At 42.0% G+C, this 12912-nt stretch carries 11 protein-coding genes; all 11 read right to left on the reverse strand.

The features are described from left to right. Positions 1-29: 29 nt before the first annotated feature. The 11 genes from mtaB to V7L95_RS18500 all read right to left on the reverse strand — a co-directional run bounded on the left by mtaB (position 30) and on the right by V7L95_RS18500 (position 12848). Entirely contained in the window at positions 30-1388 is a 1359-nt protein-coding gene (gene mtaB, locus V7L95_RS18450; RefSeq protein ID WP_017358020.1) for a tRNA (N(6)-L-threonylcarbamoyladenosine(37)-C(2))-methylthiotransferase MtaB, read from the reverse strand. Continuing rightward, the gene (locus V7L95_RS18455; protein ID WP_019743217.1) at positions 1388-2158 is read right to left on the reverse strand and encodes a 16S rRNA (uracil(1498)-N(3))-methyltransferase; all 771 of its coding nucleotides are present in this window, start codon (positions 2156-2158) and stop codon (positions 1388-1390) included. The genes mtaB and V7L95_RS18455 overlap by 1 nt, the downstream gene beginning before the upstream one ends. Positions 2159-2181: 23 nt before the next feature. Beyond that, a complete protein-coding gene (prmA, locus tag V7L95_RS18460) occupies positions 2182-3117 on the reverse strand; it encodes a 50S ribosomal protein L11 methyltransferase (RefSeq protein WP_019743216.1) in 936 nt (311 codons plus the stop codon). 22 nt (positions 3118-3139) lie between these two features. Further along, complete coding sequence (gene dnaJ, locus V7L95_RS18465; protein ID WP_008342467.1) at positions 3140-4273, reverse strand: molecular chaperone DnaJ; 1134 nt, start codon at positions 4271-4273, stop codon at positions 3140-3142. A gap of 165 nt (positions 4274-4438) precedes the next feature. Beyond that, complete coding sequence (dnaK, locus tag V7L95_RS18470) at positions 4439-6277, reverse strand: molecular chaperone DnaK (RefSeq protein ID WP_008342469.1); 1839 nt, start codon at positions 6275-6277, stop codon at positions 4439-4441. 24 nt (positions 6278-6301) lie between these two features. Further along, entirely contained in the window at positions 6302-6859 is a 558-nt protein-coding gene (gene grpE, locus V7L95_RS18475) for a nucleotide exchange factor GrpE (protein WP_008342471.1), read from the reverse strand. Positions 6860-6922: 63 nt separating this feature from the next. Next, positions 6923-7954: a heat-inducible transcriptional repressor HrcA gene (gene hrcA / locus V7L95_RS18480; protein WP_008342473.1), complete on the reverse strand. Its 1032-nt coding sequence runs from the start codon at positions 7952-7954 to the stop codon at positions 6923-6925. An 81-nt stretch (positions 7955-8035) separates the two neighbouring features. Continuing rightward, a complete protein-coding gene (gene hemW, locus V7L95_RS18485; protein WP_048001525.1) occupies positions 8036-9175 on the reverse strand; it encodes a radical SAM family heme chaperone HemW in 1140 nt (379 codons plus the stop codon). A 114-nt stretch (positions 9176-9289) separates the two neighbouring features. Beyond that, positions 9290-11128, reverse strand: a complete 1839-nt coding sequence (gene lepA / locus V7L95_RS18490) for a translation elongation factor 4 (RefSeq protein WP_008342476.1) — start codon at positions 11126-11128, stop codon at positions 9290-9292. 165 nt (positions 11129-11293) lie between these two features. Next, entirely contained in the window at positions 11294-11626 is a 333-nt protein-coding gene (locus tag V7L95_RS18495; RefSeq protein WP_019743214.1) for a YqxA family protein, read from the reverse strand. 13 nt (positions 11627-11639) lie between these two features. After that, positions 11640-12848 carry a stage II sporulation protein P gene (locus V7L95_RS18500; protein WP_017367632.1) on the reverse strand — a complete coding sequence of 403 codons (1209 nt, stop codon included), beginning with the start codon at positions 12846-12848 and terminating at the stop codon, positions 11640-11642. Between the last annotated feature and the right edge of the window lie 64 nt (positions 12849-12912).

The raw sequence follows: 12912 nt of genomic DNA on the forward strand, positions 1-12912 counted from the left end.
GCCTAATGGCTGCCGGTTTTTCATCTCTATTATGAGGTCATTCTCACTTGATCCGTCTGCACGTCATCACTTATACGGACAAATTGTCCTTCGTTATAAGGATAGCCTGCTTTTGTAATCTTCACTTTCACCAAACGGCCGATCATGTCCTCTGTTCCTTCAAATACGACCTTCATGTAGTTATCAGTATATCCTACATAAAGATTGTGCGTTCCGTCTTGTTCTTTGAACGATTCTTCTGGAATAATCTCTAAGACTTCGCCTTCATATGCCGATGCATATTCTTTCGCAAGCTGATCAGAAAGAGCAATGAGGCGGTGAACGCGTTCGTTTTTCACATTCTCATCTACTTGATCTTCCATTCTTGCAGCAGGCGTACCTGTCCGTTTGCTGTAAGGAAACACATGGAGCTCAGAGAATTGATGGTCTTTGACAAAATTGTATGTTTCCATAAATTCTTCTTCTGTTTCTCCTGGGAATCCAACGATCACATCTGAAGTGACAGCAAGACCTGGCAATGCTTTTTTGAGCTTCGTTAAACGCTCTGCAAAGAATTCCATTGTGTATTTACGGCGCATTCTTTTCAGTACAGTATTAGAGCCAGATTGAAGCGGAATGTGCAAGTGTCTCACAATTTTATCTGACTGATCGAGCACTTCAATCACTTCGTCTGTAATTTGACTTGCTTCAATGGATGAAATGCGGATTCGTTTTAATCCCGCCACACGTTCATCTAATTCTTTCAGAAGCTTAGCAAAGTTATAATCCTTTAAATCTTCACCGTATCCACCTGTATGAATACCTGTTAATACAATTTCTTTGTAGCCAGCATCGACAAGCTGCTGCGCTTGATTGATGACTTCTTCTGGATCGCGAGAACGCAGTAATCCGCGAGCCCAAGGGATAATGCAGAATGTACAGAAATTGTTACAGCCTTCTTGGATTTTTAATGAAGCACGTGTTCTGTCTGTAAACGCAGGAACATCTAGTTCTTCAAAGACCCGTGCTTTCATGATATTGCCAACTCCATTGATCGGCTGTCTTTCTCTTCTGTATTCTTCAATATAACCAAGCAGTTTATGTCTGTCTTGTGTGCCAACCACAATATCAACACCAGGAATCGCCATGATTTCTGCCGGAGACGTTTGTGCGTAACAGCCTGTTACACAAATGACACCATCCGGATTATGACGAATGGCTCTTCTAATGACTTGGCGGCTTTTTTTATCGCCTGTATTGGTGACGGTACATGTATTAATGACATATACGTCTGCTTTTGATTCATAATCTTTTCTTTCATAGCCAGCTTCTTTAAACAGCTGCCAGATGGCTTCTGTTTCGTAGTGATTGACCTTACAGCCAAGTGTATGGAACGCTACTGTTCCCATCATGATTCACCTCTTAATAACTCTGTTTGATAAGATATAGCAGAAAGCGCATAAAGAGGAGCTGTTTCTGTTCTTAAAATGCGTGGTCCAAGCCCGCAAATGACTGCACCATGCGCTTCAAGTTCTTCAATCTCCTTTTCTGCTAAACCGCCTTCTGGACCAAAAACCACTAATAAGGTTTGTCCGCCCTTCATCTGTTGGAGCACCGTTTGAAACCGGCTTTGCTCGCCTTCTTTCGATGATTCTTCGTATGCAACGACACATTTATCGAATTCACCGGCCAGTTGAATCAGCTCTTTAAATGTTGATACTGGATGAACGCGCGGAATGATATTCCGGTAAGACTGCTCGGCAGCTTCTTTCGCAATTTTTTCCCAGCGATCTCGTTTTTTTAATGACTTTTTTTGGTCAAGTTTTGTAATCGAACGAGCCGCTTGAAACGGAATAAAAGCACTTGCGCCAAGCTCGGTGCCTTTTTGGATAATCCATTCAAGCTTATCCCCTTTTGGCAGACCGCTTGCAATCGTCACCTTGATCGGAAGTTCTCGATTCTGATTCGTCCAGCCTTCCAAGTGACAAATCACTTCTTCCTTTGTTATTGTATCAATTTTACTGAGCGCTTCAAAGCCGTCTGTCGTTAAGCAAAGGATGTCTTCTCCTGCTTTCATCCGCATGACGTTTGCAAGGTGATGAACATCTTCACCCTTTATGACGATGTTTCCCTTTTCCGTCACTTCTTCTTTTGTGAGGTCGATAAAATATCGTTGCATACGTGTCCTGACACCTACTCGCTTTATTTTTTCGCTATAATGCTGACCCAATCTTCCATTGACAGCACTTCAACAATCTCAAAACCGGCTTCTTCTAAAGCCGTTTTGACTTGTAATTTCTTTTGTCCGATAATGCCTGATGTAATAAAGTAACCGTCTTTCTTCAATAGATCATACGCTTGATCTGTAAAGCGCAAGATGACCTCTGCAAGGATGTTGGCCACAATCACATCGCGTTCACCTGAAATCCCATCAAGTAAATTGTTTTGTTTTACCGTTACTTGGTCGCTCACACCATTTAATTCGATGTTCTGCTTTGCACTTTCCACTGCAACGGTGTCGAGATCAAATGCATGAATGTCTTTCGCACCGAGCATTGCAGCGGCAACACTTAAAATGCCAGATCCTGTTCCAACGTCAATCACCGTGTCGTTTTCCTTCACATAGCGCTCAAGCGCCTGAATGCAAAGAACCGTTGTTGGATGTGTACCGGTTCCAAATGCCATTCCAGGGTCCATTTCGATGATCAATTCATCAGAATGAACGGGTGTGTACTCTTCCCATGTTGGGACGATGGTAAATTTCTCAGAGATTTTCACAGGATGATAGTATTTCTTCCATGCAGTCGCCCATTCTTCTTCGTTTACTTCACAAATTGACAGTGTATTTCGTCCAAGGTCAATATCATATAGAAGAAGATTGTTGATGGCTTCTTTGATCTCATCTACCGTTTCCATCAAAAAGCTATTCATCGGAAGGTAGGCTTTGACGATAACCCCTTCCTCAGGATAATCATTCGGATCGAGCTGGTAGATCTCACCGTAAACATTTTCACGTTCCTTGACTAAATCAAGCGGGTCCTCAATCACGACACCACTTGCACCTGCTTCATGCAAAATATTGGTGATCGGTTCCACCGCTTCATTTGTTGTATGGACGCTTATTTCTGACCACTTCAATACTACCAACTCCTTATCCGTCTTACTCGCCTTTAAATGCGCGTTTCACCTTATCGAAAAAGCTCATTTCTTGTTCGTCCGGTTTATTTCCGCTCACTTCAGCAAATTTTCTAATGATATCTTTTTGATTTTCAGTTAAATTCGTCGGTGTTACGACGCGTACAACGATATGCTGATCGCCTTGACCATAACCGCGTACATTTTTTACACCTTTTCCTTTGAGTCTAAACTTCGTGCCCGTTTGTGTGCCCGCAGGAACTTTTAATTTGACTTTCCCATGTAATGTCGGCACTTCAATTTCATCACCTAGTGCAGCCTGCGCAAAGGTAAGCGGCATTTCGCAGTAGATGTCATCTCCATCTCGTTCGAAGAATTCATGCGCCCTCACATGGAAAACAACAAATAGATCGCCTGGAGGTCCTCCATTTACACCTGGTTCACCTTGACCAGATACTCTAAGCTGCTGACCATCGTCCACACCTGCTGGGATCGTCACATTGATTTTCTTACGCTTACGCACTTTACCAGATCCACCACATGTTGAACACTTATGTTCAATTTGTTTACCAGTTCCGCTACAGTAGTTACATACTCTGCGGTTGACTACTTTACCAAATGGCGTGGATTGCTCGACATTTAGTTGACCTGATCCGCCGCAATGTGAGCATGTCTTCGCCTGTGTTCCAGGTTTTGCACCTGATCCATGACACGTTTCACATGATTCCTCGCGGGGAATCTCGATCGTTGCTTCTTTCCCAAATGCCGCTTCTTCAAATGAAAGGGTCATTGTATATTGAAGGTCCGCTCCTTGACGCGGTGCATTTGGATCTCTTCTTCTGGCTCCGCCGCCAAAAATACTAGAGAAGATGTCATCAAAGCCGCCGAAGCCGCCAAAGTCTCCTCCACCGCCAAATCCGCCGCCACCAAATCCTTGGTTTGGATCGGTGTGACCGAACTGGTCATAATGTGAACGTTTTTGATCGTCAGAAAGGGTTTCATAGGCTTCTTTTACTTCTTTGAATTTATCATCTGAGCCAGCTTCTTTATTAATATCAGGGTGATACTTTTTTGAAAGCTTGCGGTATGCCTTTTTGATTTCGTCCTTTGAGGCGCTCTTACTCACGCCAAGCACTTCATAGTAATCACGCTTACTCATCTCTTCACACTCCCGATTTTCTCACATAAATACGATTGTATCATTTTAAATTGATCTTTTTCAATTCCTTTTCATCGTTGAAAAGAAAAAAGTCAAAGCCAAGAGATCCTGACTTTGACTTTCTGACGAGTACGTTTCAGCAGTCTTTTTCAAAAGTAAAGGTGATTATTTTTTCTCTTGATCGTCGTTTACTTCTTCGTATTCTGCATCCACTACATTGTCATCTGCTTTTTGAGCACCTTCAGCGCCTTCTTGCTGAGCTTGTGCTTGTTTTGCAGCTTCTTCATAGAGCTTTGTCGTTAATTCTTGAACGATTGTTTGTAGCTCATCTTTTTTCGCTTTGATGTCTTCAAGCTCGCCTTTTTCGATCGCAGCTTTTAGCGCATCTTTTGCATCATTCGCTTTTTTCACTTGCTCTTCATCGATTTTGCCTTCAAGATCTTTTAATGTTTTTTCTGTTGTAAACACTAATTGATCTGCTTCATTGCGCACTTCGATTTCTTCTTTTTTCTTTGCATCTGCTTCAGCATTTTCTTCTGCTTCTTTGACCATTTTTTCGATCTCATCATCAGAAAGACCTGAAGAAGATTTGATTGTGATGTTTTGCTCTTTGCCTGTACCCATATCTTTCGCACGTACGTTGACAATACCGTTTTTATCGATATCAAAAGATACTTCGATTTGTGGTACGCCGCGTGGTGCTGGCGGGATATCAGTCAATTGGAAACGACCTAATGTTTTGTTGTCTGCTGCCATTGGACGCTCACCTTGTAAGACGTGAATGTCTACAGCAGTTTGGTTGTCAGCAGCCGTTGAGAATACTTGAGATTTACTTGTTGGAATGGTTGTATTACGTTCAATCAGCTTTGTGAATACGCCGCCCATTGTTTCAATTCCTAAAGAAAGTGGTGTGACGTCAAGAAGAACAACGTCTTTGACATCTCCTGTGATAACTCCACCTTGAATTGCCGCACCAAGTGCAACCACTTCATCAGGGTTTACGCCTTTATGAGGCTCTTTACCTGTTTCTTTTTTGATTGCTTCTTGTACTGCAGGAATACGAGTTGATCCACCAACAAGGATAACTTTATCAATCTCGCTAGCAGATAGACCAGCATCTTTCAGTGATTGACGTACAGGTGTCATTGTACGCTCTACAAGGTCTGCAGAAAGCTCTTCGAATTTAGCACGCGTTAGCGTTAATTCTAGGTGAAGAGGACCTGCATCTCCAGCTGTGATAAATGGCAGTGAGATTTGTGTAGAAGATACACCAGAAAGATCTTTTTTCGCTTTTTCAGCAGCATCTTTTAAACGCTGAAGCGCCATTTTATCTTTTGAAAGATCAATGCCGTTTTCTTTTTTGAATTCAGCCACTAGATGATCGATGATGACTTGGTCAAAATCGTCTCCACCTAGACGGTTGTCCCCAGCAGTTGAGCGTACTTCAAAGACGCCGTCTCCAAGCTCAAGGACTGATACGTCAAATGTACCGCCGCCAAGGTCATATACAAGGATCGTTTGATCTTCATCTGTTTTATCTAAACCATAAGCAAGTGCAGCTGCTGTTGGTTCGTTGATGATACGTTCTACTTCAAGACCAGCAATTTTACCAGCATCTTTTGTTGCTTGGCGCTCTGCATCGTTGAAGTAAGCAGGAACTGTAATAACCGCTTTTGTTACTTCTTCGCCAAGATAAGCTTCAGCATAAGATTTAAGGTGTTGAAGAATAATTGCAGAGATTTCCTGCGGCGTGTAGTTCTTGCCTTCAACTTCTACTTTATAATCTGTACCCATATGTCTTTTAACAGACATGATGGTGTTCGGGTTTGTAATTGATTGACGTTTCGCTACTTCACCTACTTGGCGCTCTCCATTTTTAAAAGCGACAACAGATGGTGTTGTACGTGCTCCTTCAGCGTTTGCAATAACTTTTGGCTCGCCGCCTTCGAGTACTGCAACGCATGAGTTTGTTGTTCCTAAGTCAATACCAATGATTTTACTCATATTCGATGACCTCCCATTATGTAGTTATTGATTTACTTTTACCATTGATGGACGAATAACTCGGTCTTTGAGTTTATAGCCCTTTTGCAATTCTTCTACAACGATGTTTGAATCGTAGTTTTCATCTTCAACTTGCATGACGGCTTGATGAAGGTTTGGATCGAACTCTTTGCCGACAGCTTCAATTGGTTCAACGCCTTCATTTTTCAACGCTTCTACCAGCTGGCGGTAAACCATTTGCATACCTTCTAACAAACTTTTCGTCTGCTCATTGTCTGGATCGATTCCAAGCGCTCTTTCAAAGTTGTCGAGAGCTGGGAGAAGGTCGCTGACAACATGTTGAGAACGATATTTTTGCACGGTCTCCACTTCAGTTCGAGCACGGCGTTTATAGTTTTCAAAATCTGCTTGAACACGCAGAATTTTGTTTTCTTTTTCATCTAGAAGCTGCTGCAATTCATCAATCTTCTCTTGGAAGGCAGACTGTTCATCGTGCTTTACTTCCTCAGTTTCTGCTTGAACTGCTTCTTCTTGTGCTTCAACCTCTGCTGCTTGCTCAGGTGTCTGTTTTTCTTCTGACATTGTGTTCACCTCCCTCAAAAGATTCAATTATACGAAGGGGCTGTGCCCCCACCTTTTATCACCCTACTCATCATACAAATTGGAAAGTGCGTTTGACAAGTCTTTTGATACATGATGCAAAAGACTAACGACTCGCCCGTAATCCATACGGGTTGGACCAATGACAGCGATGGAGCCGAGTGATTTTTGATCAATCGCATAAGTTGCTGTGATTAAACTGCAGTTCTCCATTGCTTCCAAATTGTTTTCTGAACCGATTTTAATGGTGATTCCTTGCTGATTTGGATGAAACAGCTGCATGACATCGTTCTTTTGTTCAATCAGCATCATGAGTGAACGAATGCGGTCAATGTCATGAAACTCTGGCTGGTTCAACATATTAATCTTCCCGCCAAAGAAAAGTTTTGATTCATTTTGTGTTGAAGTGAATGTGTTACCAAGTGCATCTAAAATATGATCATAGTCTTTTAAATGCGTGCGAAGGAGCATCACTACTTCTTTATACATCCTGTCCTTCAGCTGATCCATCGGGACTCCGGCTAAGCGGCTGTTTAAAATATTCATTAGCTTCTCAATATCGGAGACATCAAGATGCTCAGAGAAGGTAATGGTTTTGTTTTCAACATGCCCGCTGTCTGTAATCATAATCGCTACTGCTTTATTAGGCTGGACAGGGACAAGCTGAATTTGCTTCAATCGATTTTCACTTAGCTTTGGACCAAGGACAATCGATGTGTAGTTTGTGAGATCTGATAAAATTTCCGCCGATTTTTGAACTGTTTTTTCCAGCTCAAAAATTTTCTCCTGAAATACTGACTGGATGAGCACAAGCTCTTTAGATGACAGTTTTCGCGGAGAAAGCAAATGATCTACATAATAACGATATCCTTTTTCGGAAGGAATTCTTCCTGATGAAGAATGGGTCTTTTCAATAAAACCGAGTTCCTCCAAATCAGCCATTTCGTTTCTAATCGTCGCAGAGCTGAATGTAATGTCTTCTTTTTTGGAAAGAGTCCTTGATCCAACTGGCTGCGCCGAACGAATAAAGTCATTAATAATGACTTGTAGAATCAAAAGCTGACGATTTGTTAACATCATCATCACCCCTGTTAGCACTCTCTTTCAACGAGTGCTAATTGTATAAACAAAATTACCAAACTCAAATTAAAATGTCAATTATAACTCACCGAGAAACGCTTGAAATACTTCATTCCCTAACAATTTTCCTTTTCTTGTTAAACGAATGCCAATCTCATCCTGTTCAATGAGACCTTTTTCTGCTAATTCTTCAAGAATGGCGGGAAAGAGTGCTTCTGGTGATGCTCCAAATTTCGCTTGAAAGTGAGCACTTTTCACGCCTTCAATTTTCCGCAAACCTAAGAACATTTCTTCTTCAATCTGTTCTGCTTTTGTCACCTGATGCGTTTCCTTATATGGAAACCCTGTTTGTTCAATGAGCTCTAAGTAATGCTTCACTGGTCCAGCGTTCACATTACGGACGCCATCTACATACCCGTGCGCTCCTGCGCCAAAACCAAAGTAATCTTCGTTGCTCCAATAGGTGAGGTTATGCTGGCTTTCAAAACCTGGTTTGGCGTAATTGCTAATCTCATATTGTTTGAGTCCATGCCGCTCCATTTCATCCATGACGAGCTCATACATTTCAGCCTCACGTTCTTGCGGTGGTAAATGCAGTTTCCCTTTTTGCATCAAATTGTAAAAGACCGTCTTTGGCTCGACAATCAGCGAATAAACCGAATAATGTTCTGCACCTAATGAAAAAGCGGTCTGTAGTGAATGCATGACATGATGCTTCTCTTGATGAGGCAAACCAAACATAAGATCAAGACTAATGTTGTCAAACCCAACTGCTCTTGCTCGCTCGAAAGATGTGAGAACATCTTTCTTTTGATGAACCCGTCCGATTTTTTTGAGCAGGTCATCTTCAAATGTTTGAACACCAAAGCTCAGCCGATTAACGCCTGCTGATTTTAAGACATTCAATTTCTCAAGCGATAGTTCGTCTGGGTTTGCTTCTACTGCAAACTCGATTAAGTTTTTGGTTGGTTTTAATACGCGGTGAATACTGTCCATAAGCTGATCTAACTGGCTGGTTGTGAGTGATGTCGGGGTTCCTCCGCCAATAAAGATCGTCTTTAGTTCTTGCTCCCCTTTTTGATCGATCGTGTGCTGCATTTCTTTTTCAAGAGCGGCTAAGTATTCATCGACCGGCTGGGTTTTAATGAAAAATTTATTAAAATCACAATAGTGACAAATGTGCTCACAAAATGGAATGTGAATGTATGCTGCTTTCAATTATTGACACCTTCTTTACAGGTAAAGAGCCGCAGTTTATCGCTGCGGCCTCTTCGTTTGTTTTCGACTATAAACGTCAAGGCGAACATTGTAAAGCAGGTTGCCTTGAGGATGTTATTTTTTCGGTGTGCTGTCGTCCATTTTCAGCACGGCCATAAATGCTTCTTGTGGGACTTCTACAGAACCCACTTGCTTCATGCGCTTTTTCCCTTCTTTTTGCTTCTCAAGAAGCTTTCTTTTCCGGGAAATATCTCCACCATAACACTTCGCTAGTACGTTCTTGCGCATTGCTTTAATGGTAGACCGTGCAACAATCTTTTGACCGATCGCTGCCTGAACTGGTACTTCAAAGTGCTGGCGCGGAATCAGTTCTTTCAGCTTTTCTACAATGATCTTTCCGCGTTCATACGCATAATCGCGGTGAACAATAAAGGAAAGTGCATCGATTTTTTCGCCATTGAGCATGATATCCATTTTCACTAGAGTGGATGGGCGATAGCCGATCAGCTCGTAATCAAAGGATGCATACCCTTTTGTATTGGACTTTAATTGATCAAAGAATTCGTATACGATCTCTGCCAGAGGAATTTCGTACACAATGCTCACGCGGTTTGCATCAAGATATTGCATATCAATGAAATTGCCGCGCTTTCCTTGGCAAAGCTCCATCACAGAACCAACATAATCATTTGGCACCATCATTGTTGCCTTCACGTATGGCTCTTCAATTCGCTCAATCTTTTGCGGATCAGGCAAATTGGATGGGTTATCTACGACGATTTTTTCTCCGTCTGTCATATACACATCGTAAATAACACTTGGCGCTGTCGTAATGAGGTCGATTTTAAATTCACGTTCAATCCGTTCTTGGATGATTTCCATATGAAGCATGCCAAGGAAGCCGCAGCGGAAACCGAAGCCTAGTGCTTGGGATGTCTCTGCCTCATATTGAAGTGAAGAATCATTTAATTCAAGCTTTTCTAACGCTTCACGCAAGTCGTTATATTTCGCTGTGTCAATTGGATAAAGGCCGCAGTACACCATTGGGTTCAGCTTTCTATATCCAGGTAGAGCTTCTTTCGCAGGGTTTACCGCACTTGTGATCGTATCCCCTACACGTGTATCGCCGACATTTTTAATAGCAGCTGTTAAATAGCCAACATCTCCAACAGTGAGTTCGTCTGTTGGCATTGCTTTCGGTGTAAATACGCCGACTTCAAGCACTTCAAATTCTTTGCCTGTCGCCATCATCTTGATTTTTTGACCCGGTTTGACGGTTCCTTCGACAATTCGTATGTAAGCAATGACGCCACGATACGCATCGTAGAGAGAATCAAAAATGAGGGCTTGAAGTGGTGCTTCTGGATCTCCAGCTGGTGCCGGCACCTTTTCGACGATTTGTTCTAAAATATCCTCGATCCCGATGCCCGCCTTAGCAGAGGTAAGAACAGCTTCAGATGCATCCAACCCGATGACATCTTCAATTTCTTGTCTTACACGTTCAGGTTCTGCACTCGGCAGATCAATTTTGTTAATGATCGGCAGGATTTCTAAGTTGTTATCAAGAGCTAAATAAACGTTCGCTAGTGTCTGTGCTTCAATGCCTTGTGCTGCATCCACCACAAGAATTGCACCTTCACAGGCAGCTAGGCTTCGAGATACCTCATAGGTGAAGTCGACATGCCCTGGTGTATCAATCAGGTGCATAATATATTCTTCTCCATCCTTCGCCTGATATTTCAGCTGAACAGAGTTTAATTTGATCGTAATGCCGCGTTCACGCTCTAAGTCCATGGAATCAAGTAATTGTTCTTTCATTTCTCGTTGCGTAATCGCCGCTGTTTTTTCCAAAATACGGTCAGCCAATGTGGATTTCCCATGGTCAATATGGGCGATAATGGAGAAATTTCGAATTCTTGATTGCCGTTCTAATCGTTTTTCTTTATCTGTCACAATCTATCACTCCTACTATAAAACGCGGGTTGCGCTAGGTTAGATTATATCAATAGGGCTGTAAAGATTCAATCGAAATCAAGAAAAGCCGCTCATCGGTTAGCGGCTTTTGCGAAAAGGTGTGATATCTTATGAAATAACATCCAACATGATGCTTACAACAGTTTATTTACCATTCACCCAATCATAAAGTGTACGGGCTGCATGCGTCATACCATCTGATAATGCTTTTCCGGCCTTAGAGAAGGCATTAAAGCTCTCCATTTCTTCTAGCTGCTTTTGCTTTTCTGCTAAGTCTTTTTGTGTGACAGCTGTTCCGAGGATAGAGGCTTCTTTTTCTTGATCATCATTCATTTGGACAGTGAAGGCCCCTTTTAATTGCGGATCATGATACCCTTTCATTTGCAGCATGCCATTATTGGCTTGTTGCATTCCTAAAAAGACACCGAATAGCAATACGAGCGATAAAATAATGGTTTTTCCGATAAATGAGCCCATGTCCTCCACCACCTTAAGATCTTTTTTTCTCATCCTTTGCTTTGCCGTCTACCTTTTCTGCGTCCCAGAAAATTTCACTGAACACATCAGCTGCTGCATTGGATGCGTTTTTCAGTTCTTCCATATTATTATCCACACCGCCAAATTCTAATAGGAGGGCTTTGTCAGATAAATCTTGATTATAGATTCCATTATCTCCAATTTCTCCTTTGGCAAACACACCGACACTAAGTCCTCTATATTTTTTCTCCATCAAATGGTGGAACTCTGTCGCCAGCTTTAAGTTTTTCTCATAGCTTTGATTCTTCTTCCCTACAACAAACGCGATTCTCGCATATTTCTTGCCTTTGATTTCTACTGTCGTATCTTTCTTTCTTCTTGAATCCCGGTGAATATCGATTAAGTAATCTAGGTCATCATTTTTAGCGAGAGCTTCTTTTACAACCAATCTGGATTCATTATATGATTGAGGATACTTCAACCCTTTTTTCAGCAGTCTTTTTTCAATTTCTGTTTTATCCACTGTATTGCCGATTCCTTGCTGATCGAGCGCTTTACCAAACATCTCCCCGACAAGGGTGACGTTCACTTTTGAGTGGCGCGCATTGTTTGGGTTTGTTTCTCCTTTTAAAAATGGTAAATATGATTCCGTATTATGTGTGTGATAAATGTACACAGCTTTTCGTTTTCCTGTCGACTGGTCCGGCTCTTTTGCAGGCGTTTTCGGTTCATCTTCATCAAGCTTGTCCAGCTCAGCTAGATTTGCTTCTTTTTCATCTTTGATGACTTCACTTGGAGGCGGCGATTCCATTGGCATATTCGTATAGTCTGTACCTTCACCTGCTAGGATGATTTTTGTATCAAAGTGTTCAAAGCCTGGCAGCTCTCTTCCTAGAAAACTGCGGGGGTCTTCTAAATTGATACTTGTGGCAAGTTTGAGTGACAGCCCGGAGAAATGAAATCCTTTTTGATCTTCAGGGACTGCTGAGGCAAAATATTGATTTTCCATCCCCATTAGAGTTGCAAAGAATGCCCCTGACAGCTCATCTGCCACACCATATAATGACGCTTGAGGCCTAAGCTCAGGTTTTAAAGACGTCAAAGCCCCTGACATGACAAACACAACCACCAGAGAGACAATAAACAAAAAAATACTCTTCACTACTTTTGTTCCATTAATCGCAACGACCAACTGTCGAGGACGGCGAGGTCTTTTTTTCATGATTTACTCCCTCCAGCACGCTTTCTAGTAATTACACTATGAGCGAGCTAGAGAAAGTAGAACT

Origin of the sequence: Bacillus sp. PPSBB_11 (assembly GCF_038023285.1) — a bacterium.
In the GTDB taxonomy this organism is placed as follows: Bacteria; Bacillota; Bacilli; order Bacillales; family Bacillaceae; genus Bacillus; species Bacillus altitudinis.

Bases quoted from the DNA above. Each gene is read 5' to 3' on its own strand.
- V7L95_RS18455 (WP_019743217.1), bottom strand. From the start codon at position 2,158: ATGCAACGATATTTTATCGACCTCACAAAAGAAGAAGTGACGGAAAAG.
- grpE (WP_008342471.1), bottom strand. From the start codon at position 6,859: ATGTCAGAAGAAAAACAGACACCTGAGCAAGCAGCAGAGGTTGAAGCA.
- dnaJ (WP_008342467.1), bottom strand. From the start codon at position 4,273: ATGAGTAAGCGTGATTACTATGAAGTGCTTGGCGTGAGTAAGAGCGCC.
- hrcA (WP_008342473.1), bottom strand. From the start codon at position 7,954: ATGTTAACAAATCGTCAGCTTTTGATTCTACAAGTCATTATTAATGAC.
- dnaK (WP_008342469.1), bottom strand. From the start codon at position 6,277: ATGAGTAAAATCATTGGTATTGACTTAGGAACAACAAACTCATGCGTT.
- V7L95_RS18500 (WP_017367632.1), bottom strand. From the start codon at position 12,848: ATGAAAAAAAGACCTCGCCGTCCTCGACAGTTGGTCGTTGCGATTAAT.
- mtaB (WP_017358020.1), bottom strand. From the start codon at position 1,388: ATGGGAACAGTAGCGTTCCATACACTTGGCTGTAAGGTCAATCACTAC.
- V7L95_RS18495 (WP_019743214.1), bottom strand. From the start codon at position 11,626: ATGGGCTCATTTATCGGAAAAACCATTATTTTATCGCTCGTATTGCTA.